We start from the raw sequence: 24,664 nt of genomic DNA, 5'->3' as shown, positions 1-24,664 counted from the left end.
GATCCCGCCAGCATTTCCGGGCGCTGCTTCAATGTGCAGTCATTGTGCATGGCGACGCAGCTCTGACCTGCGCCGCGGCCCGAATGATGGGGATGAACAAGCCGGCGGTACCGGGGGGAACGGAAGTGGTGCCGTGACCGAATCTCCCACCATCGGAAGAGGCGAGTCAACGATTCTCATTTGCAGGTTTGTTGCAGGAGTTCCGTATGGGTTGATCAATGTCGTGAATGTCTGACCATTGCCTATTGTCTATTTAGCGACGACATGTATCCGGGATCCGGGCCTATGGTGCGGTGTCGCACCACACCACAGCACTCTTAAGGGGGAAGGGGGCGGCGTCATGCCGCGTCTCCTGCACGGACGAATCGTCACCGAGGAAGAGCTCAACCGCGCGGCCCGCGACCTCGCCGAGTTCAGCGCCCGGTCACCGGCCCGGTTCGCGGTGACCACACCGACCGACAGCCACCACTTCGACTTCCTGTTCCCGACCCTGCAGGACGACGAAGCGAACCTTTTGCCCGAAGCCGCCAACACACCCGAACTGCTGAAGAAGCTCGGCGCGTCCATGGTCGACACGGACGTGTCCGGCCAGGACAGCCCGATCCCGGCGGCCTACACGTACCTCGGGCAGTTCATCGACCACGACATCACCCTGGAGTCCGGGGCGTCGGCGACCATGGCCCAGCTGCTGGACCCGACCATGACGCCCCTGGCGCTCGCCGAGGTCCGCAACGCGCTGCGCAATCTGCGCACCGGCGAACTCGATCTGGACAGCGTCTACGGCGCGCCGGCCCCGCGGGACCCGGCGAACGCCGCGAAGATGCTGGTCGGCAAGGTCACCACGCTGCGGAACAACACCACCGGGCCGCGGCGGCGCCCGCCGGGCAAGGGCGACGACAACGACCTGCCCCGCGAGCCGGCCGGCGGCGACATCGAGCACGACCGCGCGGCGCTGACCGGCGACCCGCGCAACGACGAGAACCTGATCATCGCCCAGTTGCACGTGGCGTTCCTCAAGGCACACAACCGGCTGATCGCCCAGGGCTTCTCGTTCGGCCAGGCGAGCCGCACGCTGCGCCAGCACTACCAGCACATCGTGGTGCACGACTTCCTGAAGCGCATCGCCGAGCCGGGCATCGTGGACGACATCGTCGAGCACGGTAACCGCTGGTTCGACTACACGGCCGAGCCGCTGCGGATGCCGCTGGAGTTCGCGGTCGCCGGGTACCGGCTGGGCCACACGATGGTCCGCGCCGCGTACGACTTCAACCTGAACTTCCACACCCGGCCCGGGGGCATCCCGGCGAGCCTGGAGCTGCTGTTCTCGTTCACCGCGCTCAGCGGCGAGGTCGGTGGCCCGGACAACCCGACGCTCCCGGAGAACTGGATCATCGAGTGGGAGAACATCGTCGACGGGCCGAACGTCATGCGCGCCCGCAAGCTCGACACCAACGTGGCCGCCGTCGGGGACACGGCACTGTTCTCGCTGCGCAAGGTCGACGGCAAACCCGAGACGCCGCCGGACGCCGGGCGGCTGCCGGTGCGCAACCTGCTCCGCGGCTACCGGCTGCGGCTGCCGACCGGTCAGGCCCTGGCGCAACACCTGGGCCTGCCGGTGATGACCAAGGACGAGGTCCTGGCCGCGGCGGGCAGCCCGGAGCAGGTGACCGCGTTGCAGGCCGGGGGCTTCGAGTCGAGGACGCCGTTGTGGTTCTACGTCCTCGCCGAGGCCAACCATGCCCACGGCGGGCAGCGCCTCGGCCCGGTCGGCAGCACGCTCGTCGCCGAGGTGCTGATCGGGCTGATCCGGCGCAGTCAGGACTCGTTCCTGCGGCAGCCGGGCTGGGCGCCGTCGCTGGCCGCTGCCACACCAGGCACGTTCGAGCTGGCCGATCTGCTGCGTTTCGCCGGAGTGCTGTCCGCCGGCACGACGCCACAGCCGCCGCCCACGACGTACACGGTGAAGCGGGGCGACACCCTCGTCGGCATCGCGAAGTCGCAACTCGGCGACGGGAACCGGTGGCCGCAGATCTTCGTGCTGAACCGGACGATCATCAAGAACCCGAACGTGATCTTCCCCGGCCAGGTGCTGCACCTGCCGCCGAAGACGCCGGTCGGCACGATCCCGCGCCTCTACACGGTCCGCAAGGGCGACACGCTCAGCGGCATCGCGAGGACGCTGCTGGGCAACCAGAACCGGTGGCCGGAGATCTTCAACCTGAACCGGGCCATCCTGTCCAACCCGGATCGGATCATTCCCGGTCAGGTCCTGGTGATCCCGGCGACGTGACGAACCGGCCCGCGCCCTCGACCGAGGTCTGGGCGCGGGCCTGCCGCTCGACGGGGGAGACCGATCCGACACGCCGGATTCCTTGGTTCGGCGCCCCGGCTCCCGATGATGCTGGCAGTCCGCCGCGCTTTTCCATCTGGTGGGCATCATCCCCGGGAGCAGCGCATGTCCAGTCGCCAGTTCGTCACCTTCGAGGTCGCTGACCAGTTCTTCGGCGTGGACGTGGACGCTGTCCAGGAGGTGCTGTCGTACAGCGAGTACACGCCCGTGCCGCTGGCACCGAACGCCGTCGGTGGACTGTTCAACCTGCGCGGGCAAGTGATCGCGGCGGTTGACCTGCGGGTGCAGTTCGGGTTGCCCCGCCGTGACATGTCCGGCCTCGTGCAGAACGTCATCGTGCGGTACGACGACGAGCCGGTGAGCCTACTGGTGGACCGCATCGGGCAGGTCGCCGACCTGGAGGCGAAGATGTTCGAGGAGCCTCCCGCGACCCTGACCGGCCCGTCGCGGTCGCTGGTCACCGGCGCGTACAAGACCGAGGGCCGGCTGTTGCTGGTGCTGGACGTGGCCGAGTGCGTCAACACCACCCGCGCCCTGGTCTGAGGAAGGCCCGCGCGCGGAGACTCATGACGGGGTGAGGTGCAGTTCTCCGTGCGCGGTGATCACTCCCGAGCCGGAGATCCGCACGCGGTCACCTGCCACGTCGACCCGGATGCGGCTCGGACGCCCCAGGCGGCGGCCCTGTTCGAGGATGACCGGCTCGTCCACCGGCGCCCGGCCCGAGCGCACGAGGCTGACGGCGAGCGGGCCCGCCGCCGTACCGGTCGCCGGATCCTCCGCAATCCCCACCGTCGGATTGAAGAACCGGGTGTACGCGGCCTCGTCGCCCTCGGTCGTGTAGAGGTAGCACCCCTCACCGCCGGCCTCGGCCAGGATCGCCGCCAGCTCCCGGTCGTGCGACACGGCCGCGTCGACCGCCTCGCGGGTGACGAGCGGGACCAGCAGGTGCCCGGTGCCGGTGCCGACGACCTGGGCGACGGCGCCGGGGGAGAGGTGCCGCGGCTCGAGGCCGAGCGCGGCGGTCAGCCGCTCGCCGTCGGTGACCTGCTTGCCGAACCACGGGGTGCCCTGATCCATGACGACCCGGACCGGCTCTCCCGGGACGCGCAGGATCTCGACGGGCAGGACCTCGGTGCCGAGCCGCTGATGCATCGTCACCGACGGCCCCTCGCCCCTCAGTCCCTGGTCGGCCAGCCACAGCCAGGCGCCCAGAGCGTTGTGCCCGGCGCCGTCGACCTCGACACCGGCCGGGGTGAACGAGCGCAGCCGCCAGTCGACACCCTCCTCCCCGGGCCGCAGCAGGAAGGTGGTCTCCGACTGGTTGAACTCCCGGGCGATCGCCTGCATCTGCGGCACGGTCAGCTCGTCGGCGTCCGGCACGAGCGCCAGGGGGTTACCGGTCAGTGGGCGGTCGGCGAACACGTCCACGAGATAGAAGCGCGTCATGCTGCCAGTCTCGACCACGGGCGCCCGGATCAGGAGAGTGCGGGAAGCTGGATGGTGATCGGGTCGTCGAAGTCGCGCAGGGTCGCCTTCGTGGTCACCGTCCCGCCGAAGGTCGACCCGTCACCGTACGTGATCTCCGCCTCGATGCCGGTGGGCCTGCCGTCGCCGTCGAGGGTGAGCCTGAGGTCGGCCTGGCCGATCGTCGACCGGTCCTGGATCATCCCCAGGTCCAGACCCATGTTGTCGCACGAGGCGTTCACTGAGCTGTCCATGAAGCAGGTGTAGACGAAGGCGTCACCGACGGTGTTGAAGAACTGCTTGTCCGATCCGATGCGCGGAAGGTACGAGGCCGGGTCGAACAGCGCGCCGTCGAACGTGGCCGTCGGCGACGTGGCGAACAGCGACCTGCCGAACGAGGGCCGCCGTTCCTTGGCCCACTTGTCGTTGACCTGCACATACTGGGTTTCCCCGTCGGTGATCACGTGCCGCGGACCGGCTCCCGGCTCCGAGAAGGTCAGGTCGAGCTGGTGCCGCTGGGGCAGGCCCGTCCCGCTGCCCTGGTACGTAGCCGAGGTGTACGGACCGGCGAGTTGTCGCGTCTTGACGTCGACCTGGATGTCGTACCGGAAACTGCCGGCTTTGCCCAGAGCGTCCGACGCGTCCTCGGCCCGGTCTCCGGAGCAGCCACTCAGCAGGGCCAGCATCCCGGCCATCGGCAATGCCATCCGCGTTGCGATCTTCATAGCTGAGCATGATGGCAGCCGCCCGCCGCATGGGCCGGGGCCGATGTGCGGCCCCGGCCCATCATGGCGGGTCAGTTGCAGGTGGCGCCGTTGAGCCGGAACCCGGTGGGGGCGGCGGCGTTGCCGGTGTGCCCGGCCTGGTACCCGATGGTGGTCGAGGCACCCGCCGCGAGAGTGCCGTTGTAGCTGACGTTGGTGGCTGTCACATTCCCGTTGGCCGGGCTGTAGGTGGCGCTCCATCCGGAGGTGATGGACTGGCCGGCGGCCAGGGTGAAGGTCAGGCTCCAGCCGTTGACGGCGCTGGTGCCGCTGTTGGTGATGGTGATGCTGTTGGTCAGTCCGGTGTTCCAGGCGCTGACCGCGCTGGTGACCCGGCACGCGCCGACCGGGCCGGGAGTCGACGGGGAGGTCGACGGGGAGGCTGACGGGCTGGTGGACGGCGACGACGGGCTGGAGGGCGTGCTCGTGCCGGCCGCGCTGATGATGGCGTCGATGATGCCCTGCTGGGTCACCGTGGCGGAACTGCGGTTGAACAGCCCGAACCCGTACGCCCCGTTGTAGCCGTTGTCCCAGTAGGCGGTGGCCGCGCCGTACTTCTTGGCCGCGGAGACCAGAGCGCGCGCGTAGTCGGCGCGGTACCGGTTGTTCGTGGAGTCGGCGGCGGTCTTGTCGATGGAACCGTACTCACCGACGAGGACCGGATAGCCGCGCGCGACGAAGGTGTCGTGCACCTTCTTCAACTGCCCGTCGAGATAGTCCGCCTGTCCCCAGGTCGAGGTCTTCGCCGGGTTGGTCGCGTTCGGGCCCCACTGCGTGATGACGCCGTCCTCCTGACCGGTGAAGTCCCACGGGTCGTAGTAGTGGACGGAGATCATGATCCGCTGCTCGGCGGTGGGGATGGACGACGACCGGTACTGGTCGGTCGGCAGCACGAACCCGTAGTTGCCGACGGTGTAGTCGATGTTGGTGTTCCAGCCCGGGACGAGCAGCCAGCGCGAGGCGTTGGTGCCGCCGGTCCTGCGGACGGTGTCGACGAAGGCCTGGTTGTAGGCGTTGATGTTCGCGTAGCACGGCTGGGTCGGATTGCCGTACTGGCCGTCGAACTCCTCGTTCATCGACTCCAGGATGAGGTGCTCGTTGTAGCTCGCGAACTTGGTCGCGACCTGCTGCCACACCTTCTGGTACTTGGCCTTGACGGTCGTCTGGTCGGCGGCGTCGCAGATCAGCCAGGAGCCGGCGACCGACTTGTAGCCGTCCCCGTGCATGTTCAGCACGACGTACAGCCCCTGGCCGTAGGCGTAGTCGACGACCTCCTTGATCCGGTTCAGCCAGGCGGCGTCGACCGTGTAGTCCGGGCCGGCGCCGATCTTGGCCAGGTAGGAGACCGGGATGCGGATCGTCTTGAAGCCGGACGCCTTCACGCGGTTGATCAGGGCCTGGGTGATGACCGGGTTGCCCCACGCCGTCTCGCTGGGGATGCCGTTGTTGCTCGCCTCCAGCTGGTTGCCGAGGTTCCACCCGGCGCCCATGTCGGCGACCAGTTGAGGAGCGGTCAGCTGGGCGGTGACGTCGGCCGAGGCGGGCCTGGTCACGCCGTACACGGCTGCGGTGAGTGCCAGGGCGGCGGCGACGGCGGCGAGCCCGGCCCTCCTTGCCATCGAACTCATAAGGGGTTCCTCTCGTGCCTGCGAGCGCGGGGGGAACCGGCGGTGACTCCGGTCCGCGCCCGGCGAGAAACGTTGACATGGGAACGCTCCCATGTCAATCGAACCGCTTCGATGATGCAGCATGGGTCATCCGCCGCGGCCGGTCAGCCCGCGCCGTGGTGAACGCTGCCGGTGCTACAAGGCGTGCCCGGTCGTGGCGTCGACGTGGCCGGGCACGTCCTCGTGCTGATCGCCGATGGTGACGGTCCCGGCCGGCTCCACCATGAGGATCGACGCGCCGCCCTCCGACGACGGCTTGTGCTCGGTTCCGCGCGGCACCGTGAAGACGTCACCTCGGTGCAGCCTGACCGTGCGGTCGCGCAGGGCGATCGTCAGCTCGCCCTCCAGCACCAGGAAGAACTCGTCGGTGTGGTCATGCGTGTGCCAGATGTGCTCGCCGCGCACCTTGGCGACGCGAATGTCGTAGTCGTTGACCCGGGTCACGATGCGCGGGCTCCACAGCTCCGCGAAGGACGCCAGGGCGGTGGTCAGGGAGATCGGTTCGGTCACGCCCCTCATCGTGGGACCTTTCCCGCGTACGGCGTGAGTGCTAGGAATCGCACATGACGAAAGAATCCTTGCACCGCGTCGTGGCGCTGATCGACGCCGGCTCCAATCCCTTCGAGCTCGGCTGCGCCACCGAGGTGTTCGGACTTCACCGCCCGGAACTGGGCCGTGACCTGTACGACTTCCGTCTCTGCTCGGCCACCCGTACCACTCGGATGCGCGACGGCTTCTTCGATCTGACCGGGATCGCCCCGCTCGACGCGGTCGACGATGCGGACACGATCATCGTCCCGAACCGGCCCGACGTGGAGGTTCCGCGGCGTCCGGCCGTGCTGGACGCGATCCGCCGTGCCCACGCCCGGGGCGCCCGCCTGATCGGATTCTGCAGCGGAGCGTTCACGCTGGCCGAAGCCGGGGTGCTCGACGGGAGACGAGCCACCGCCCACTGGCAGTGGGCTGCTCAGTTCCGGTCGCGTTTCCCCCGGGTGCACCTGGAGACCGACGTTCTCTTCGTCGACGACGGCGACATCCTCACAGCGGCGGGGAGTGCCGCGGCCCTCGATCTGGGCCTGCACGTGGTGCGGCGCGACCACGGCGCCGAGATCGCCAACGCGGTCAGCCGCCGGCTCGTCTTCGCCCACCGCGACGGCGGCCAGCGGCAGTTCATCGAGCGCCCGATCCCCACCATCCCGGACGATTCGCTGGCCCCGCTCCTGGCCTGGGTCCAGGAGCACCTCGACCGCCCGCTGACGGTCACGGACCTGGCCGGTCATCTGGCGGTGAGCCCTGCGACGTTGCACCGGCGGTTCCGGGCCGAACTGGGCACGACACCGCTGGCCTGGCTGACCGGCGAGCGGGTCGCCCTCGCCTGCCGCCTGCTCGAACGCGGCGAGTCACGGCTGGACGTGGTCGCCCGCCGCAGCGGTCTCGGCACGGCAACGAACCTGCGCACCCTACTGCGCCGCGAGACCGGGCTGACCCCCACCGAGTACCGCCGCCGCTTCGGCCGCGACTCCGACCGTCAACCGGATCAGTACCGAGGCAGGCCGAATCTGCGCGGAACGATGGAACGGCACGACGACGTGACCGCTGACGTCCGTGCAGGATGAGCACCGGGGCACGGATGCGGCAGGCGAAGGAGATCGGGCTGACCGCGTCATGGGGCTGCGGGCCGATTCGGTCGGTCTGGCCGACGGCCCAGGTGGACATGAGCCCGCCGTGGCTCCACCGCGGGCCGCGGCGTTCGGTGAGGCCGCGGCCGGGTCAGACGTCGATGCGGGAACCCATGATCACGGTACGGTCGCGGGGTAGCCCGAAGTAGTCGGCGGCATCCGCCGTGGCGTGCGCGGTCGCGATGAACAGCCGCTTGCGCCAGGGCGGCAGCCGCTTGGTCCGGCCACCGGGCCGCAGCTCGATCTTCGACAGGAAGTACGACGCGTCGTCGACGTCGACCCGGCCCTCGGTGGTGTCCGGGTCGAGGGCGCGCAGCGCGGCCGGGACGTCGGGCGTCTCGGCGTAGCCGTACCGGGCGATGACGTGGAAGATGCCGTCGTTGGCGTACCCGAGGTCGTCGATGACCATGCGCTCCGCCTCCGGAACCCGGGGGACCGGCTGGGTCTCGATCGACATGATGATGACGTGTTCGTGGCGGATGCTGTTGTGCTTGACGTTCGCGCGCAACGCCAGGGGTGCGGTCAGCTTGCCCCGGTTGAGGAAGACCGCCGTGCCCGGCACGATCTGCGTCGGCTGCGTGCCGTTGCGGATGCTCTCGATGAACTCCCGCAGCGGGCCTTCGAGCTGCTCACGCTCGGCCGTCACCACCTGCCGGCCGCGCTGCCACGTCGTCATCAGGGTGAACGCGGTCAGCGCGATCGCCAGCGGCAGCCAGGCGCCGTGCACCAGCTTGGTCAGATTGGCCGCGACGAACAGCAGATCCACCGAGAGCAGTACGGCCGCGGCGGCGCCGACCAGCCACATCGGGGCGCCCCAGCGGGACCGGGCCATGTAGAGCGACAGCAGGGTGGTGATGGTGATCGTGCCGGTCACCGCCATCCCGAACGCGTAGGCGAGCGCGGCCGAGCTGCGGAACGCGAAGACCAGGGTCAGCACGGAAACCATCAAGAGCCAATTGATCCACGGTACGTAGATCTGGCCGATCGACGACTCGGAGGTGTGCGCGATCCGCAGCCGCGGCAGGTAGCCGAGCTGTCCGGCCTGCGCGGCCACCGAGAACGCGCCGGTGATGACCGCCTGCGACGCGATCACGGTGGCCGCGGTGGCGAGCAGGACCAGTGGCAGCCGGGCCCAGCCGGGCGCGAGCAGGAAGAACGGGCTGCTGATGTTGGCCCTGTCCGCGAGGATCAGCGCGCCCTGGCCGAAGTAGCTGAGCGTGCACGCGGGCAGGACCAGGAACAGCCAGCCACGGCTGATCGCCCGGCGGCCGAAGTGACCCATGTCGGCGTAGAGCGCCTCGGCGCCGGTGACCGCGAGCACGATCGCGGCCAGCGCGAAGAACGCGATCCCGAAGTGCCCGGCGAGGAACCCCACGGCGTACGCCGGGGAAAGGGCCTCGAGGATCTGCGGATGGTCGCTGATGCCGGCGATGCCCAGCCCGCCGATCGCCGTGAACCAGGCGATCATGATCGGGCCGAAGACCCGGCCGACCGCGGCTGTTCCCCGGCGCTGCACCAGGAACAGCAGAACGATGATGACGGCTGTGATCGGCACGACGAACGTGTCGAGGGACGGCTCGACGAGCTCGATGCCCTCGACCGCGGACAGTACGGAGATGGCCGGGGTGATCATGCTGTCGCCGAAGAACAGTGAGGCCCCGAAGATCCCGACGGCGGCGAGCAGCAGCGCGGTCCGTCGCCCGGCGGCCCCGGCCTGGCGGCGCAACAGCCCGATGAGGGCCATGATGCCGCCCTCGCCGTCGTTGTCGATGCGCATCGCCAGCAGGATGTAGGTGACCGTCACGATGATCATCACGGACCAGAAGATCAGCGACACGACGCCGTACACGTTGGCGTCGCTGACCGGCACCGGGTGCGGGTCCTCCGGGCTGAACACCGTCTGCAGGGTGTAGATCGGGCTGGTCCCGATGTCGCCGAACACCACCCCGAGCGCGCCGACCACCACGGCCGGCCGGACACTGTCGTGCCCGTGCGACGTCGTCTGCCGACCGTCGGCCACAGCGGTTCCCTCCCACGTGCCCACGGACTTGATCAAGCCCGTTCCGGGCGCGACCATACTCGCCCGCGATCCGGCCGGCGCCGCCGCCGATCCGCCGGGTGGCGTTCGCCGCAGGAGTCGAGCTGAGCGGCCCGGCCGCCTCCGGGCGCCGCGCGGGCCGGTCCGCGTCCTTCAGGACGGGGACGATGTCAACTAGGATCGCCCGGAACCAGGCCGGCGCAACGATCCCCCTGGTGATCGGCGCGAGCGGAGGGACCCCACGCAATGCCGTCACCCGCCCGGTCCCGGCCGCCGACCCTCGACGAGGTCGCCGAGCGTGCGGGGGTGTCCCGCACCGTCGTCTCCCGCGTGATCAACAACGGCCCGCACGTGAGCCCGGCCAAGCGCGAAGCGGTGGAGAAGGCGATCCGCGAGCTGCGGTTCACCCCCAACCGGGCCGCCAGAGCGCTGGTCACCCGCCAGACGGGCGTGGTGGTCCTCGCGGTCTCCGGTGACGGGCCGGAGGTGTTCGGGGATCCGTTCTTCGCGCAGATCATCGTCGGGGCGTCCGCCGCCCTGGAGAAGACCGAGCTGCATCTCATGCTCAGCCTGGCCACGCCCGTTCACGGCCGGCAGCGGCTGAAGGCCTTCCTGCAGACCCGGGGCGCCGACGGGGTGATGCTGGTGGCGATGCGCGGCGACGACCCGCTCATCGACATCGCCGCGCAGTCCGGGCTGCCGACCGTCTTCGTCGGGCTGCCGATCCACGGGACGCCGCCCTTCTACGTCGACGTCGACAACGCCGGTGGCTCCCGGGCGGCGACCGAGCACCTGCTGCGCAACGGCCGCCGCCGCATCGCCATGATCACCGGCCCGGAGGACACCGCCGTCGGCAGGGAACGCCGCCGCGGGTACACCGAGGCGCTGCTGCTGGCGGGCTCCGGGCCGTACGCCGTCGAGCCGGGCGACTTCCTCGAGGAGGGCGGCGCCGGGGCCATGCGCGCGCTGCTGAGCGCGCATCCGGACCTCGACGCCGTGGTCGCGGCCAATGACAACATGGCGGCCGGGGCCCTGCGGGTGCTGCGGGAGGCCGGCCGCACGGTCCCCGGTGACGTGGCGGTGGTCGGTTTCGACGATCTGCCCGTCGCGGTGCACACCGACCCGAAGCTCACCACCGTGCACCAGCCGGTGCAGGCTCTGGGCCGCGAAGCCGCCCGCATGCTGATCGACCTGCTGGACGGCGCGCAGCCGGAGCCGTTCATCCTGCCGACGAGGATGGTCCTACGGGAATCGGCATGACGCCACGCGGGCCAGCTGGTGGCCCTGCCCGCTCATGTACCTCTGGTGGACCCAGGAGGTGAATGCGGCGAGCGCGGCCGGTGACGACGACGGCGACCAGGCCTCCTCCTTGATCACATCGAAGTAGGTCAGCAGCTTGAGCTCCGGGTACGCGCCCGTGGCCAGCGTCGTGTTCAGGTCCCGGAGCCACTGGGCCTTGTCGCCGCCGTCCTCGCCGGACGCGAACTCGCCGAGCATCACCGGCCGGTCCGGGGCGACCGCGCGGGCCTTGGCGTACGCGGCGTCGAAGGTCGCGTCGAAGCTCGTCCAGTGGTCACCGGCCGGATCCCAGGACGGGCCGAATCCCCAGTTGTAGCCGTCGATTCCCACCCAGTCGACGTAGTCGTCGCCGGGGTACGCGGCCGCGGGATCGTTGTAGGCCTCGTCCGGTGACGAGCCGTTGTTGAACGCCCACACCCACTGCACGTTGCGAGCCCCCGCCGCCTCGACCAGGTCGTGGACGTGCCGGTACGCCCGCACGTACCGCGACGGGTCGGCACCGTTGTTGGCGATGCCCCACGGATACCAGTTGCCGTTGAACTCGTGCGCCCAGCGGACCAGGATCGGCAGTCGCACGGCCGCGAACTCCCGGGCCCGTGCCGTGATGTAGCCGTCCCAGGCGCCGTCGATGACGTCCTGCAGGTGGATCTGGGCGGGATCGTTCAGGCCCAGCGCCGTGTTCCACGGCTCCCAGGTGTAGTGCGGCATGATGCCGCGCCGCCAGAGCATCCTGGCCTGGTTCACCGGGAACGCCCGGCCGGTCGCCCAGCTGTCGAACCACATCACGCTGGCCGGGGTGACGCCGTACAGCTCTCTGACGTCGCCGGCGGTCGCCGTCGGGTCTCCCTCCCGGAACACGCCCAGGTAGCGGGTCGTCCTCCGGCCGGCGTTCGCAGCGTCGGTGCCGGACACCACCAGGGCCGCGGCGGTCGCGGCCGTGCCCAGCAAGGTTCGCCTGCGCATGTTGCCTCCTCGTCGTTGGAAGCGCTTCCGGTGACAAGGTACGACCGACGTCGATCTATGTAAAGCAGAGGTTTCCTGAAGGGGCGCGGGCAGTGCTCGCTGTGATGACTGGGCAGGCGTCTATTGACAATCGTTAACGCCCGGTTTCAGACTTCTCATCGATCTGACTGTCTGGAAGCGCTTCCAAGTCTCGCCCAGAGGAGTGGAGTCTCCCGTGCTCATCACCCGATCCCGCGCCGCCGGCGTCATCCTCGGCCTGGCCATCGCTCTCGCAGGCCCCGGCGCCGTACCGGCCCGGGCCGCCATCGGCCCGAGCTTCACCGACAACTTCGACCGCTTCGACACCGGCCGCTGGTACAAGGCGGACGGCTACAGCAACGGCGGCATGTTCAACGCCGGCTGGCGCGCCGACCACGTCACCGTCGGCGGGACCATGAACCTCAACCTCGACAACCAGCCGTGCCCGGGCGGCTGCTCCGGCAAGCCGTACGCGTCCGGGGAGTACCGCACCACCGACCTGTACTCGTACGGCCGCTTCGAGGCCCGGCTCAAAGCCGTCAAGAACCCCGGCGTCGTGACGTCGTTCTTCACCTACACCGGGCCGAGCGACGGCCAGCCCTGGGACGAGATCGACGTCGAGATCCTCGGCAAGAACACCAACCAGGTCCAGCTCAACTACTTCACCAACGGCACCGGCGGCCACGAGACCGTCATCAACCTGGGGTTCGACGCCTCAGCCGGCTACCACAACTACGCCTTCGAGTGGTGGAAGGGCGGCACCATCAACTGGTTCGTCGACGGGGCGCTCGTCCACCAGGAGAACGGCTCGCGCGGCCCACTACCCACCCACCCGCAGCGCATCATGATGAACCTGTGGCCCGGCGTCGGCGTCGACAGCTGGTTGCAGCGGTTCACCTACCGGGGCCGGGTGACCGCGGGCTACGACTGGGCCAAGTACACCAAGTACTGATCGGCGATCACGAGGGCCACCGGCGAGGGGTTCCGGCCGGTGGCGGGCTCTTCCGGTTACCGTCCGGCACGTGCGTCTTGTCGTTCTTGCCCGCATCGGTGACGACGCGGAACACCGCCCGACTAGACTGGCGAGGCCGCCGCCCGCCACGCCGACCTCACCGGTGCCGGCCTGCGCGGCCGGGCGATCCAGCGGCGACGCGGTCATCACCGCCTAGCAGGTCGTCGGCTTCAGCCGCACTGTCCATGACGGTGTGTCCGGGTGTGCGAGAACCGGAGGAGACGCTCATGGTCACGTGGCCACGACTCGAAGTCGCGACCTGGTCCGACACCAGGGACACCCTGCAGCTGTGGACCCAGATCGTCGGCAAGGTCCGGATGGTGCACGCGCCACCGGTCAACCACTGGTGGCATGTCACTCTGCATCCGAGCGCCCGTGGTCTGAGCACGATGGCGATCCCGTACGCCGATGGCCTGTTCGAGGTGGAGTTCGACTTCCTCGCCCACGAGCTGTGGATCCGCACCAGTCACGGACAGTCGCGAGTCGTCACCCTGGAACCGAAGACCGTCGCCGCCTTCTACGCCGAGGTGATGGAGTCGTTGACCGCGCTCGGCGTGCCGACCACCATCCATCCCGTCCCGAACGAGGTCGAGCACGCGATCCCGTTCGCCGAGGACCGAACCCATCGCGCGTACGACGGAGCGGCCGTCCAGTCCTACTGGCGGCAACTGACCCGGGCCGGGCACGTCATGAACCGGGCTCGTTCGGAGTTCACCGGCAAGGCCAGCCCGGTCCATTTCTTCTGGGGCGCGATGGATCTGGCGTACACCCGCTTCTCCGGCCGGACCGCCCCGCCGCATCCGGGCGGCGCACCGAACTGCCCGCCGTCGGTGATGCGCGAAGGCTACTCGCACGAGCTGGCCAGCTGTGGTTTCTGGCCCGGCGGCGGGGCCGAGGGAGCCTTCTACGCGTACGCGTATCCGGAGCCCCCGGGTTACCGCGATTGGCTGATCCCGCTCGACGACGCCCGGTACGACACCACGCTGGGTGAGTTCCTGCTGCCGTACGAGGCGGTGGCGAACTCGTCGGATCCCGACGCCGTCCTGGCCACGTTCCTGCGCTCGACGTTCCTCGCCGCCGACGAACTGGCGGCCTGGGGGGAGGCCGTGCCGAGGCGACCGTGATCTTGATCGACGTGCCCCGCATCGCGGCGGTGATCGGCGGCTGCCGGCGGTGAGGACTCTTCGCCCGGGCGGTGTCGCGGACAATGGCTGCGGCGGCCGATCAAGGTGCGCCCGCGGACAGGAGGGAATCCGATGACGGCGCCGGCCAGGGTATTGCTGGTGTTCGGGCGCGGCGTCGTGCGTACCGGAGATGACTTCGTCCTCACGCCGGGTGGAGCGGCGCGGGTGCGCGCGGCCGCCGACTATGTGGCGGCTCACCGCGCGGCCCTCGCCGGCGGTGACCGGATCCGGATCGTCTTCACCGGTGGCTGGCCGGAGGCCAGTGCCAGCGCCGCCGCACCGCCGGTGGGCGCGCGCGAGGGAGATCTCATGGTGCGGGCCGCGTACGCGGCCGGCCTGGACGAGCACGCCGATCTGTACGCCGAGACGCGCTCGCGCAGCACCCTGGAGAACCTGCTGAACACGGTGGAGGACGGGCTGCTGAGCGGGTACGCGTTCGACGCGCGGGCCCCGCTCGGCCTGGTGACGCACGCCTGGCACCTGCCGCGGGTGCGGTTCCTGGCCGGCCGGGTGCTGGGGCTGACCGGCGCGGCGCTGCGGGACGTGCCGGCGTACGGCGGCGAGGTGCGCGACGACCGCGGTGCCCTGCTGCTGGCCCGGCTCGGCTTCCTCGGCGCACGAGCCGATCAGCTGCTGCGACGCGAACGGGGGATGGTTGCCGCCGGCCGGCTGGCCCGGCGGGTGATCAACGGCCGGCCTGGGTATAGACGCCGCACCGTCGAACAGCAGTGAAGGAGAACCGGTGCCGCACACCGAGAACACGATCGTCCTGCTCCCGGTGTTCAAGCCCGGCCCGCATCTGTCCGAACTGGTCACCGCGCTGCTCGCCGAGGGGTACCAACCGGCGCGGGTGGTGATCGTCGACGACGGCACCGGCCCGGCCGCCGACGCCCGGCTGGCCGAGATCGAAGCGCTGGGCTGCACGGTGCTGAGGCTTCCGGTGAACCGGGGCAAGGGCGTCGCGCTCAAGACCGGGTTCGGGCACATCCGGTCGCGATACCCCGGTTCGGCCGTGGTCTGCGCCGACGGCGACGGCCAGCACAGCGTCGCCGACATCAGCGCGGTCGCCGGGCGGTGCGAGCCCGGGCGCATCGTGCTGGGCGTGCGCCGGTTCGATCGGATGCCGCCGCGCAGCCGGTTCGGCAACACCGTCACCCAGGCCGTGTTCCGGGCGGCGACCGGCCGGACCGTCACCGACACCCAGACCGGCCTGCGGGCCTACCCGGCCGATCTGCTCGACCGGCTCTGCGCGGTGCCGGGCGAGCGTTTCGAGTACGAGATGAACGTGCTGCTGCACGCCGCGGCCACCGGCCACCCCATCGACGAGGTGCCGATTCCGGCCACCTACCTCAGTGGCAACGCGGGCTCGCACTTCAGCGGCCTGGCCGATTCGGCGCGGATCTACGTTCCGCTGCTGCGCTACGCCCTGTTCGACCGGCGGGTCACAGCGGACTGAGGTCGACCGGGCGTTCCGGGGATCGCCGGGCATAGGCGCGGGCCGCCCGTGCCCGGTCCCCGCACCGCACCGAGCACCACTGCCGCCGTCCGCCGCGCACCAGGAACCGCTGGCACGGCCGGGAGTCGCACGCCGCCAGCCGAGCCGCGTCCGCCCCGGTGAGCAGGTCGGCCGCGTCCGCCGCGAGCACGCCGAGCGCATGATCGACCACCTGGTCCGTCGGGTGCGGGACCGACCGGTGCAGCCCGCGCGCCGGATCCCAGTGCAGCTCCGCCGCGGTCGGCACCCTGGTCAGTGCCGTGTTGACCACGGACAGGGCCTCGGCCGGCGGTGGTTCGTGCCGGACGGCTGCCGTGAACAGGTCACGCAGGGCCGAGCGCAGCGCTCGCAGCCGGCCCGCGCAGATCTCGTACAGCACCGCGTCGGCCGGCGCCAGCCCGCGCTCGGTCAGCCAGGTGGCCGCCGTCGCGGGCGAGTCGAGCAGATCGGTCACCACGCCGCCCGGCGCGACGAGGACGCTGTTGGCCAGGTCGAGGCCGGGATGCACGTCCGCCCCGGGCGCAGTCTCGATCACGAGTCTCACGGTACCGCTTGCTTTTATCCGTGACAAACCACTAGCTTCACGGATGACACCCCTTCTATCCGTGAGGTTTCCATGATCACTGTCAAGGCGTTCGGCGGTCCGACGGCGCTCTTCGAGTACGGCGGCCTGCGCTTCCTCACCGACCCGACGTTCGACGAGCCGCAGACGTACGTCTCCCCGTCCGGGACGGAGCTGACCAAGCTCGCCCCGCCGAAGGCCGGCCCGGAGACGCTCGGCCGCGTCGACGCCGTCCTGCTCTCGCACGACGAGCACGCCGACAACCTCGACGACTCCGGCCGCGCCCTGCTCGCCGAGGTGCCGCTCACGCTCACCACGGTCAGCGGCGCCGGACGTCTCGGCGGCACCGCCCGCGGCCTGGCCCCGTGGGAGTCGGCAGTGCTCGGCGACGTGACGATCACCGGCGTCCCGGCGCGGCACGGCCCCGAAGGCTGCGAGCCGATCACCGGCGACGTCACCGGCTTCGTCCTCACCGGTGCGGGCCTGCCCACCGTCTACGTCAGCGGCGACAACGCGTCCCTGGAGAACGTCCGGGAGATCGCCGGGCGCTTCGGCCCGGTCGACACCGCCATCCTGTTCGCCGGCGCCGTCCGCACCGGCCTCTTCGACGGCGCGCTGCTCACCCTCGACAGCGAGCAGGCCGCCGAGGCGGCCCGCATCCTGGGCGCGGAACAGATCGTCCTCGTGCACTTCGACAGCTGGGCGCACTTCACCGAGGGCCACGATCCGCTGGTCAAGGCGTTCACCGGCGCCGGGCTCATCGACCGCGTCCAGCTGGACTGAGCCCTCACTCCCCTTTGGTCTTCCACGCGCCGTTCAGCAGGGGAAGCAGGACGTATCGGTGCGGTTCGGCGGCGGTCTCGCGCCGCAGCGTGTCGATGGCCTTCGCGGACTCCTCAGGCGTGGTCAGGCCGTGCGCGAACGCCACCGGCAGCAGGCTGCGGTAGACGCTCTCCAGGATCGGCAGGCCCACGGCGGACGGGACCAGCCGGCCCGCGACGTCGGTGCCGTCCGGCGCGCCGATCCCGGCCTCGGCCATCAGGTACGGCAACCGGCTGCCGGCCCGCACGTCGCAGCCGGCCGCCCCGAACGCCGCGACGACCACCCCGGTCATCTCCTCGCTGATGTCGAGCACCGGGTTCATCCCGACCGGGCGCATGTCGTAGTCCTGCACCAGCAGCCGCCCGCCCGGCGCGACGGCGTCCCACAGGCGGCGCAGCACGTCCGCCTGCCGCGGCGTGTGGAACAGCAGCAGCCGGGCGTGCACCAGGTCGTACGGGCCGCCCGGCACCGGCTCGTCGGCGGTCAGGTCGTGAACGATCACCCGGCCCGGCGCGAGCCTGCTGATCCCCGGGTCCACGTCGATGCCGGTCACCTCGCCGGACGGGCCGACCCGCTCGGCCATCAACCGCATCGTCTCGCCCGGCCCGCACCCCGCGTCCAGGCAGCGCTCACCCGGGGCGAGCCCGAGACGGTCCAGCAGCCGGGCGGTGTCCGCGGACCAGAGCCGTGCCTGCGCGCGCACCCGTTCGATCTCCGCGTCGGTGCGTCCCAGCGCGTAATCAGTGGTTTCCATGCACCCAGGCTGGACCCGCCGGCGACGTGTTGAATCGTGGATCCGACCACGAGGTTTCGCGCAGGACCACGACGACGTACGGTCGTCGCCATGCCGCGGCTGTTGCTACAGCGCGATGCGGAGCTGGCGATGCTCGTCCACCGGCTCGGACAGGTGCGCTCCGGGACCGGTGCGGTGATCGTGGTCGAGGGCCCGGCCGGCATCGGCAAGTCCAGTCTGCTCGCCGCGGCCGGCACCGGAGCCGCCGCGGCCGGCCTGCGGGTGCTCCCGGCGTGGGGCGGCCCGCTCGAACGCGACGCCGGCTGGGGGATCGCCCGGCAACTGTTCGCCCCGCTGCGGGAGAGCGGCGAGTGGGACACCCTGGCCGTCGGCGCCGCCGCCCCGGCCCGGCGCGCGCTCGACGACGAGGGTGCCACACAGGCCCCGGCCGGGGATGCCATGCAGGCCTCGGCGCACGGGCTGACGTGGCTCACCTGTGGACTCGCCGCGCGGGCGGCGACACTGCTGCTGGTCGACGACGTACATTGGGCCGATGCGCCGTCACTGCGCTGGCTCGGGCAGCTCACCCGCCGGATGAGCGGGCTGCCGCTCGGGATCCTGTGCGCGGTCCGCTCCGGCGAGCCACCGGCCGAGCCGGACCTGCTCGCCGAGCTGCTCGCCGCGGCCGGGGCACCGGTGCGGCCGGCCCCGCTGGGACCGGAGGCGGTCCGGTCGATCGTGCTGGACCGCCTCCCCACGGCCGGGCCCGCGTTCACCAGGGCCTGCCACGGCGCGACGGCCGGGAACCCGTTCCTGCTCGGCGCGCTGCTCGACCACCTCGCCGCCGAGCGCGTCGAGCCGTCCGAGGAGGTCGCCGCCGGGCTCAGCGACTTCGGCCCCGACCAGGTGGCCCGCGCGGTCGACCGCCAACTCGCCCGGCTGCCGGACGGCACGGCCGATCTCGCCCGTGCGTTCGCCGTGCTGGGCCGTGGCGCGCCGCTGCGGCAGGCCCGCGATCTGACCGGTCTGGATCATCCGCGGGCGTTGCGGCTCGCTGATCGGTTGCGGTCCGCCGGCCTCCTGGAGGAGACGATTGAGGGGTACGCGCTGGTGCACCCCCTGGTCGCGGCGGCGCTCTACAACGGTCTGCCGCCGGGGGAGCGTGCGCTGTGGCACGGCCGGGCCGCCCGCATGCTCGTCACCGAGCGGGCCGGCCCGGAGACCGTCGCGCTGCACCTGCTGCGCACCGAACCCGCGGGTGAACCCGGGACCGTCGAGGCACTGAGCACCGCCTCCGACCGTGCCTGGCACCGCGGCGCGCCGCAGAACGCCGCCACCTTCCTGCTCCGGGCGCTGGCCGAGGGCGCGATCGAGGCGTACGCCGAAGCGGATCTGCTCTGTCGTCTCGGGCTGGTCACCGCCGAGCAGGTCAAACCGGAGTCCTACCCGCTGCTGGCCCGGGCCGTCGACTGCGCGACCGATCCTGATCAGCGCGCGGCGATCACCCTTGCCGGGGCGCGGGCGCTCGGGATGGCGGGCTTCCACGACGACGCCCTGCGGCTCTGCCACCAGATCCTCGAGCCCGGCCCGGCCCTCGGTCCCGCGAGCCCGCCCGTCGGCTCCGCGAGTCCGGCGGTCGGTCCCGCGAGTCCGGCCGTCGATCCGGTGATCCCGGCGGCCGGCCCCGCGAGTCCGGCCGTCGGCCCCGCGAGCCTGGCCGCGGGCCCCGCGAGTCCGGCCGACCCGGCGGTCCTCGACCGCATCGAGGCCGAGCTGGTCTGTTCCGCCTGGCTCGACGCCACGACCGAGGCTGACGCGCGAGCACGGACGCTCCGGCATCCGTGGCCCGGCGCGTCCCCGATGTGGGGCGTCCACCACGGGCACCTGTCGATCGCCGAGGCCCGCCCGGCGGCCGAGACCGCCGCGATCCTGAGCTCGGTCCTGGACGCCGACATCGACTCCCTGCTCGCGACCGTCCTCAAGTTCGCCCTGGTCGCCGCGGAAGAGCTGGACATCGTCCGGGCGCTCTGCGACGGGCTGATCGACCAGGTCCGCCCGCGTGGCTGGATGACCGCGCTGGCCCACGGCAGCTTCCTCCGAGCGCACGCCCTGGTGCCGGCCGGGCGGGTGCGCGACGCCGTGCCGGACGCCCGGTTCGCGTTCGAGTTCAAGCTCGCCAACCCGCCGGCGCCGGGCCTGGTCTGGACGCTGTTCCCGCTGGTGGAGGCGCTGACCGAGGCCGACGATCTGTCGGGTGCCGACGCCGCGCTGGCCGTCGCCGAGTCCCGGGGCTGGGGCCTTCCGGACCACCCGGCCGCCGTTTCCGCCAAGCCGGCCCGCCCTGGGACGGGTCAGCCTGGGAGCGCACAGCCTGGGAGTGGGCAGCCTGGGAGCGGCCAGTCGGGGAGCGGCCAGTCGGGGAGCGGCCAGCCTGGGAGCGGGTGGGCTGCGAGCGGGCGGGCCGGAGTGGCGCCGGGTGGGCTGCGGGCGGGACAGCTGCGGACCGGACTGCTGCTGGAGCGCCGGGCCCGGCTGCGGCTGGCCCAGCACCGCCCGGCCGATGCGCACGCCGACCTGATCGCGGCCGCCGCGACCTGGCGTGCCCTGGACATCCGGCATCCGGGCCTGGCGGCGTGGCGCGTCGACGACTGCTTCGCCCTGGCCGCGCTCGGTGACCCGCCGGCCGCCCGCCGCCTGGCCGAGGAACACCTGGACCTGGCCGCACGGGTCGGACTGCCCGGCCCGCGCGCCGCCGGCCTGCGCGCGCTGGCCCGCACGGTCACCCCGGCCGAGGCCGTCCCGCTGCTGACCCAGGCCGCCCACCTGCTGTCCACGTCCCCGATGCGCCTGGAACACGCCCGCGTCCTGACCGACCTGGGCGCCGCCCTGCGCCGTGCCAACCAGCGCACCGCCGCCCGCGCGCCGCTCACCCAGGCCCTGGACCTGGCCGAGCAGGGCGGCATGCGCCTGATCGCCCGCCGCGCCCGCCAGGAGTTGCTGGCCGCCGGTGGCCGCCCGCGGCGCACTGTCGTCTCCGGGCCGGGCGCGCTGACCCCGGCCGAGCAGCGGGTCGCCGTGCTGGCGGCGCTCGGGCACAGCAACAAGCAGATCGCCGACCAGCTCTACGTCACCCGCCGCACTGTCGAGACGCACCTGACCCACATCTTCCAGAAACTGTCCGTGACCAAGCGGGCTCAGCTGGCAACGTCACTTCCCGACCGCTGATCGCCGCCGGCCGTACGGCCTGCGCCTTGACTACCCTCCGACGACCGCCCGTTGTTCCTCGACTGCCTCGTGGACGAGCGTGGCGAAGTCCGGTCGCTCCGGCGTCTCCAGCCAGCGGGCGAACGCGGCCGTGAAGACCGCGATCGCCGTGTCGGCGGCCAGCCGGGCCGTGCGCTCCGGGACTCCGCGCCGCTGCAGGGCGCCGGCCAGAGCCCCGCACAGCGTGGCGAGCTTGATGAGTTCTCGTTCCTGCAGGTCGGGGTGTGCCGTGATGACGCGCTGGCGCTGGCGGGAGGACTCCCGGTCGGCCGGAAGGACGTCGTCTGCGGTGCCCAGCGCGGAGGTGACCGCCTCCCGCGGCCCGGTGCAGGCGGGTGCGGCGGCTACCTGCTGAACCAAGGTGGTCCTGCAGCACCTCGGCCCCGCCGAAGAGCACCTCGCCCGCACGAGGAGGCAAGCCACGGTGAGCACCATCCCCGCCACCGGCGACCCGTAGGTCGTCCCGTGGGCGCCGTCGGCCGAGATTGTCAGCGGCCGGTCGATCCGTCGATCTGCTCGCGGAGGATGTCGGCGTGGCCGGCATGCCGGCTGGTCTCCTCGATCAGGTGCACCAGGACCCACCTCCTCGACGGCGGCAGGCCGCGCCCGGGTGGGCGAGGGGCGTCGAGGGTGAGGTCGGTCCAGCTCTCGATGACCTCGTTCGCCTGCGCGGTCGTCTGCCGGTAATCGGCGAGCAGGCTGTCGACGGTCTCGGCCCGGGCGGGTCGCATGGTGCGGCGGACGCTGTGGATCGGTTCGCCGAGGAAGTAGAACCGTTCGACCCGGGTCAGGTGTTTGATCAGGCCGAGGAGGTTGGTGCCGGAGGGCACGCCAGGGGTGCGGACGTGCGGTTCGGGCACGTCGGTGACCTTGCCCGCGATCGAGTCGCGCAGGTAGTCGAGGAACCCCAGCAGCGTGGCCCGTTCCTCGGCGCCGGTCCACGGGGGCCCGGCGTCCTTCACCCGTCGGCTCATGCGCCGGCCCGTTCAATGAGGGGAACGTGGTCGGTGACGCCGGCTGTGGAGGGCGGCTGGTGCCCGGGCTGCACAGACGTCGTTGTTGCGATCATGACGGTGACCTCCGCGGTCAGGATCGTCACCCTCTGTTGCCCGTTGCAAGAGAACTTGCAGATCCGCAAAATGCGGTCATGGACGACAGGGCAGAGGATGTTCTCGCGGGGGTCGGGCCGCGCCTGCGCGCGCTGCGTCGCACCCGGGGCATCACGCTGAGTGCGCTGGCAGCCGAGACCGGGCTCACCACCAGCACCCTTTCTCGGCTGGAGACCGGCAAGCTCCGTCCCACACTGGAGCAGCTCCTGCCCCTGGCCCGCGCCTACGGCGTCCCGCTCGACGACCTGGTCGCGGCGCCTCCCACCGGTGACCCGCGCATCCACCTGCGGCCCGTACGCCGCTCCGGACTGACGATCATCCCGTTGACGCGGCGGGCCGGCGGCGTGCAGGCATACAAGGTGATCTATCCGCCCGCCGGGCAGGCGGCTTCGAAGACCCTGAAGACCCACGACGGGTACGAGTGGTTCTACGTCCTCAACGGCAGCGTCACCTTCGTGCTCGGTGAGCAGGTGTTCCAGCTCGGCATCGGCGAAGCGGCCGAGTTCGACACCAGGACACCGCACTGGATCGGCAGCGCCGGCGACCAGGCCGCCGAGTTGCTCACCCTCTTCGGCGTGCAGGGCGAGCGCGCTCAGCTGTCACCTGGTGGATTCCGCAACGCGCATCCTTGACCCGGCGGTGGATCTCGCAACGCGCGTCCTTGACCCGGCATGTCACGCGAGGTCGCCTCCGCTCATCGGCTCGGGGCAGGCGGCCGGTCATCGGCTCGGGCAGGCGGCCGGCTGGGCGTGCGACGGCGGAAGCCGGCCCGAGCGCGATTCGCGACGTCAGCGATATCGGCATAGATTACGCGCCGCCATTCATCCGGAACGCAGGTGGGGGCAATTCGGCCATCCCCGCAGTTCGGTACTAAGTTCCGCTTCGGCGCTCTTTAGGGGAAATAACTTTTGGTACGTCGTGAGACTTACGCCGGGGTCTCGGGGGCGGGATAATCAAATGGTGGCGCAGATGTCGTTGTTCAGTCGGGCAGAGGTCGCAGGAATGCGGGACCGCACTCTGGCGCGCAATTACTCGGCGGAGCGAGAGGAGTTCCGGCGTGAGCATGAGCGGCATCGTGCTTGGGGTTTACGGCAGCGCCATGCGCGGAAGCTGGTCCGGGCGGGTTGGGGTGCTTCGGCGGCGTGGGCGGCCGTCACCGCAGGTGAGGATCAGCAGCGGCAGGCGGTGTCAGTAGTTTCTGTTCCGCCGCAGCCAGTGGACCCTGGTCCGAGCCCGCTGGCACCGGTTGCCGCCCCGTCGGCAGGCCAAGCTGCCGGTGAAGTACCACCGTCCTCGGAGCTCGCGCCGCCACCCGCGCCGCCACCCGCGCCCGAGACCGCGTCGCGGCTCGCGCCGCCACCCGCGCCGCAGTTCGCGCCGCGGTCCACGGCACAGCCCGCGCCGCGGCTCGCGCCGTGGACCGCGCCGTGGCCTGCGCCGCAGCGCGCGCCGTTGCCCGCGGCACAGCCCACGCCGCAGCGCGCGCCGGAGACTGCGCCGCCGTCCACGGCACAGCCTGCGCCGCCGCTCGCGCCGCCGTCCACGGCACAGCCCGCGCCGCCGCTCGCGCCGTTGCCCGCGGCGCAGCCCGCGCCGCAGCGCGTGGCCGGATCGTCCTCACCCGTAAGTTTTCGGCTTGGGGACGGCCGTGGGCGAGCTGGGTTGTTCATTGTTTTAGTGGGCTGGTGTGTGATGGTGGTCAAGGTGGCACTCGATAAGGTGGGATGCCGCCGGGTTCGTTGTGGTCACCGGGCTTTGGTTCGGCTCAGAGCGGATATTATTGGGGTTTTTCGCTGCGGTTTCAAGGTGTCTAGTGGGCGTGGTCCGCCGACATTTGGGTGTGCCTTTTAAGTGCGTAGCTGAGCCTTTATCGGGTGCGGTGAGGACGCCTTTCGACATCATTCTCTGTGGCGTGGCGTGGCGTGGCGTGGCGTGGCGTGCTGGCTGCTGGCTGCTGGCTGCTGGCTGCTGGCTGGAGGTGGGAGGTGGAGGGCCGCCCCTGCCGTGGGCGGCTGGAGGCCGACGGGGTGGGTATGCCTGGCTTCGACAGGGGCGGCGTGGTGTCAGTGGGTGGCGGGTGGGCTGAGTTCCCCCTGGGGAGCTTGCCTGCTGGGTGAGAGTGATGCTGCCGGTGCGGGTGCGGGTGCGGGTGCGGGTGCGGGTGCGGGTGCGGGCGAGGGCGAGGGCGAGGGCGAGGGCGAGGGCGAGGGCGAGGGCGAGGGCGAGGGCGAGGGCGAGGGC

At 71.2% G+C, this 24,664-nt stretch carries 21 protein-coding genes; 11 read left to right on the top strand and 10 right to left on the bottom strand.

Features of this window, described 5'->3' with window-relative positions:
• Positions 1-340: 340 nt before the first annotated feature.
• Together Acy02nite_RS01030 and Acy02nite_RS01025 are read left to right on the top strand one after the other, a co-directional pair.
• Positions 341-2,290, top strand: coding sequence for a LysM peptidoglycan-binding domain-containing protein (locus Acy02nite_RS01030; protein WP_203737632.1), 1,950 nt, complete (start codon positions 341-343; stop codon positions 2,288-2,290).
• A 165-nt stretch (positions 2,291-2,455) separates the two neighbouring features.
• The gene (locus tag Acy02nite_RS01025) at positions 2,456-2,893 is read left to right on the top strand and encodes a chemotaxis protein CheW (protein WP_203737625.1); all 438 of its coding nucleotides are present in this window, start codon (positions 2,456-2,458) and stop codon (positions 2,891-2,893) included.
• A 21-nt stretch (positions 2,894-2,914) separates the two neighbouring features.
• On the opposite strand, the gene Acy02nite_RS01020 is transcribed toward Acy02nite_RS01025, so the two are convergent.
• The 4 genes from Acy02nite_RS01020 to Acy02nite_RS01005 form a co-directional block, all read right to left on the bottom strand.
• Complete coding sequence (locus Acy02nite_RS01020) at positions 2,915-3,796, bottom strand: PhzF family phenazine biosynthesis protein (RefSeq protein WP_203737623.1); 882 nt, start codon at positions 3,794-3,796, stop codon at positions 2,915-2,917.
• 29 nt (positions 3,797-3,825) lie between these two features.
• Positions 3,826-4,539, bottom strand: coding sequence for a hypothetical protein (locus Acy02nite_RS01015; RefSeq protein ID WP_203737621.1), 714 nt, complete (start codon positions 4,537-4,539; stop codon positions 3,826-3,828).
• Between the two features lie 71 nt (positions 4,540-4,610).
• Positions 4,611-6,206 carry a cellulase family glycosylhydrolase gene (locus tag Acy02nite_RS01010; protein ID WP_203737619.1) on the bottom strand — a complete coding sequence of 532 codons (1,596 nt, stop codon included), beginning with the start codon at positions 6,204-6,206 and terminating at the stop codon, positions 4,611-4,613.
• A 174-nt stretch (positions 6,207-6,380) separates the two neighbouring features.
• Positions 6,381-6,755 (bottom strand): cupin domain-containing protein, encoded by a 375-nt coding sequence (locus tag Acy02nite_RS01005; protein WP_239174031.1) that lies wholly within the window; start codon positions 6,753-6,755, stop codon positions 6,381-6,383.
• A gap of 53 nt (positions 6,756-6,808) precedes the next feature.
• Between Acy02nite_RS01005 and Acy02nite_RS01000 the strand changes: the two genes are divergently transcribed.
• Complete coding sequence (locus tag Acy02nite_RS01000; protein ID WP_203737615.1) at positions 6,809-7,861, top strand: GlxA family transcriptional regulator; 1,053 nt, start codon at positions 6,809-6,811, stop codon at positions 7,859-7,861.
• Between the two features lie 154 nt (positions 7,862-8,015).
• Here the strand turns inward: Acy02nite_RS01000 and Acy02nite_RS00995 are convergent, their stop codons facing one another.
• Positions 8,016-9,944 carry a potassium transporter Kup gene (locus tag Acy02nite_RS00995; RefSeq protein ID WP_239174029.1) on the bottom strand — a complete coding sequence of 643 codons (1,929 nt, stop codon included), beginning with the start codon at positions 9,942-9,944 and terminating at the stop codon, positions 8,016-8,018.
• A gap of 264 nt (positions 9,945-10,208) precedes the next feature.
• Between Acy02nite_RS00995 and Acy02nite_RS00990 the strand changes: the two genes are divergently transcribed.
• Positions 10,209-11,222, top strand: coding sequence for a LacI family DNA-binding transcriptional regulator (locus tag Acy02nite_RS00990; protein WP_203737600.1), 1,014 nt, complete (start codon positions 10,209-10,211; stop codon positions 11,220-11,222).
• Here the strand turns inward: Acy02nite_RS00990 and Acy02nite_RS00985 are convergent.
• The gene (locus Acy02nite_RS00985; RefSeq protein WP_203737598.1) at positions 11,205-12,224 is read right to left on the bottom strand and encodes a glycoside hydrolase family 26 protein; all 1,020 of its coding nucleotides are present in this window, start codon (positions 12,222-12,224) and stop codon (positions 11,205-11,207) included. The genes Acy02nite_RS00990 and Acy02nite_RS00985 overlap by 18 nt on opposite strands.
• A gap of 214 nt (positions 12,225-12,438) precedes the next feature.
• Between Acy02nite_RS00985 and bglS the strand changes: the two genes are divergently transcribed.
• From bglS to Acy02nite_RS00965, 4 genes are all read left to right on the top strand, one after another.
• Positions 12,439-13,194, top strand: a complete 756-nt coding sequence (gene bglS, locus Acy02nite_RS00980) for a beta-glucanase (RefSeq protein WP_203737597.1) — start codon at positions 12,439-12,441, stop codon at positions 13,192-13,194.
• 287 nt (positions 13,195-13,481) lie between these two features.
• Positions 13,482-14,378, top strand: a complete 897-nt coding sequence (locus Acy02nite_RS00975) for a DUF5996 family protein (RefSeq protein WP_203737595.1) — start codon at positions 13,482-13,484, stop codon at positions 14,376-14,378.
• Positions 14,379-14,510: 132 nt separating this feature from the next.
• Positions 14,511-15,170, top strand: a complete 660-nt coding sequence (locus Acy02nite_RS00970; protein ID WP_203737593.1) for an ElyC/SanA/YdcF family protein — start codon at positions 14,511-14,513, stop codon at positions 15,168-15,170.
• A gap of 10 nt (positions 15,171-15,180) precedes the next feature.
• On the top strand, positions 15,181-15,894 hold the full coding sequence (locus Acy02nite_RS00965) for a glycosyltransferase family 2 protein (protein WP_203737591.1): 714 nt from the start codon (positions 15,181-15,183) through the stop codon (positions 15,892-15,894).
• On the opposite strand, the gene Acy02nite_RS00960 is transcribed toward Acy02nite_RS00965, so the two are convergent.
• Positions 15,881-16,477 carry a CGNR zinc finger domain-containing protein gene (locus Acy02nite_RS00960; RefSeq protein WP_239174027.1) on the bottom strand — a complete coding sequence of 199 codons (597 nt, stop codon included), beginning with the start codon at positions 16,475-16,477 and terminating at the stop codon, positions 15,881-15,883. The genes Acy02nite_RS00965 and Acy02nite_RS00960 overlap by 14 nt on opposite strands.
• A 72-nt stretch (positions 16,478-16,549) precedes the next feature.
• Here Acy02nite_RS00960 and Acy02nite_RS00955 point away from each other — a divergent pair, with 72 nt between their 5' ends.
• Positions 16,550-17,278: an MBL fold metallo-hydrolase gene (locus tag Acy02nite_RS00955; RefSeq protein WP_203737589.1), complete on the top strand. Its 729-nt coding sequence runs from the start codon at positions 16,550-16,552 to the stop codon at positions 17,276-17,278.
• A gap of 4 nt (positions 17,279-17,282) precedes the next feature.
• Here Acy02nite_RS00955 and Acy02nite_RS00950 read toward each other — a convergent pair whose 3' ends face one another.
• Positions 17,283-18,071 carry a class I SAM-dependent methyltransferase gene (locus Acy02nite_RS00950; RefSeq protein WP_203737587.1) on the bottom strand — a complete coding sequence of 263 codons (789 nt, stop codon included), beginning with the start codon at positions 18,069-18,071 and terminating at the stop codon, positions 17,283-17,285.
• 90 nt (positions 18,072-18,161) lie between these two features.
• Between Acy02nite_RS00950 and Acy02nite_RS00945 the strand changes: the two genes are divergently transcribed.
• Positions 18,162-21,275 carry a helix-turn-helix transcriptional regulator gene (locus Acy02nite_RS00945; protein ID WP_203737585.1) on the top strand — a complete coding sequence of 1,038 codons (3,114 nt, stop codon included), beginning with the start codon at positions 18,162-18,164 and terminating at the stop codon, positions 21,273-21,275.
• Between the two features lie 30 nt (positions 21,276-21,305).
• Here Acy02nite_RS00945 and Acy02nite_RS00940 read toward each other — a convergent pair whose 3' ends face one another.
• Positions 21,306-21,674, bottom strand: a complete 369-nt coding sequence (locus Acy02nite_RS00940; protein WP_203737583.1) for an acyl-CoA-like ligand-binding transcription factor — start codon at positions 21,672-21,674, stop codon at positions 21,306-21,308.
• A 128-nt stretch (positions 21,675-21,802) separates the two neighbouring features.
• Positions 21,803-22,288, bottom strand: a complete 486-nt coding sequence (locus Acy02nite_RS00935) for a DinB family protein (RefSeq protein ID WP_203737581.1) — start codon at positions 22,286-22,288, stop codon at positions 21,803-21,805.
• A 173-nt stretch (positions 22,289-22,461) separates the two neighbouring features.
• On the opposite strand from Acy02nite_RS00935, the gene Acy02nite_RS00930 reads away from it, so the two are divergent.
• Positions 22,462-23,055: a helix-turn-helix domain-containing protein gene (locus Acy02nite_RS00930; RefSeq protein WP_203737579.1), complete on the top strand. Its 594-nt coding sequence runs from the start codon at positions 22,462-22,464 to the stop codon at positions 23,053-23,055.
• Positions 23,056-24,664: the final 1,609 nt, after the last annotated feature.

The sequence above is a fragment of the Actinoplanes cyaneus genome, from assembly GCF_016862095.1.
GTDB lineage: Bacteria > Actinomycetota > Actinomycetes > Mycobacteriales > Micromonosporaceae > Actinoplanes > Actinoplanes cyaneus.
This window is presented reverse-complemented; position numbering and strand designations above follow the sequence as displayed.

Bases quoted from the DNA above. Each gene is read 5' to 3' on its own strand.
- Acy02nite_RS01030 (WP_203737632.1), top strand. From the start codon at position 341: ATGCCGCGTCTCCTGCACGGACGAATCGTCACCGAGGAAGAGCTCAAC.
- Acy02nite_RS01025 (WP_203737625.1), top strand. From the start codon at position 2,456: ATGTCCAGTCGCCAGTTCGTCACCTTCGAGGTCGCTGACCAGTTCTTC.
- Acy02nite_RS01020 (WP_203737623.1), bottom strand. From the start codon at position 3,796: ATGACGCGCTTCTATCTCGTGGACGTGTTCGCCGACCGCCCACTGACC.
- Acy02nite_RS01015 (WP_203737621.1), bottom strand. From the start codon at position 4,539: ATGAAGATCGCAACGCGGATGGCATTGCCGATGGCCGGGATGCTGGCC.
- Acy02nite_RS01010 (WP_203737619.1), bottom strand. From the start codon at position 6,206: ATGAGTTCGATGGCAAGGAGGGCCGGGCTCGCCGCCGTCGCCGCCGCC.
- Acy02nite_RS01000 (WP_203737615.1), top strand. From the start codon at position 6,809: ATGACGAAAGAATCCTTGCACCGCGTCGTGGCGCTGATCGACGCCGGC.
- Acy02nite_RS00990 (WP_203737600.1), top strand. From the start codon at position 10,209: ATGCCGTCACCCGCCCGGTCCCGGCCGCCGACCCTCGACGAGGTCGCC.
- Acy02nite_RS00985 (WP_203737598.1), bottom strand. From the start codon at position 12,224: ATGCGCAGGCGAACCTTGCTGGGCACGGCCGCGACCGCCGCGGCCCTG.
- Acy02nite_RS00975 (WP_203737595.1), top strand. From the start codon at position 13,482: ATGGTCACGTGGCCACGACTCGAAGTCGCGACCTGGTCCGACACCAGG.
- Acy02nite_RS00970 (WP_203737593.1), top strand. From the start codon at position 14,511: ATGACGGCGCCGGCCAGGGTATTGCTGGTGTTCGGGCGCGGCGTCGTG.
- Acy02nite_RS00955 (WP_203737589.1), top strand. From the start codon at position 16,550: ATGATCACTGTCAAGGCGTTCGGCGGTCCGACGGCGCTCTTCGAGTAC.
- Acy02nite_RS00950 (WP_203737587.1), bottom strand. From the start codon at position 18,071: ATGGAAACCACTGATTACGCGCTGGGACGCACCGACGCGGAGATCGAA.
- Acy02nite_RS00945 (WP_203737585.1), top strand. From the start codon at position 18,162: ATGCCGCGGCTGTTGCTACAGCGCGATGCGGAGCTGGCGATGCTCGTC.
- Acy02nite_RS00935 (WP_203737581.1), bottom strand. From the start codon at position 22,288: ATGAGCCGACGGGTGAAGGACGCCGGGCCCCCGTGGACCGGCGCCGAG.
- Acy02nite_RS00930 (WP_203737579.1), top strand. From the start codon at position 22,462: ATGGACGACAGGGCAGAGGATGTTCTCGCGGGGGTCGGGCCGCGCCTG.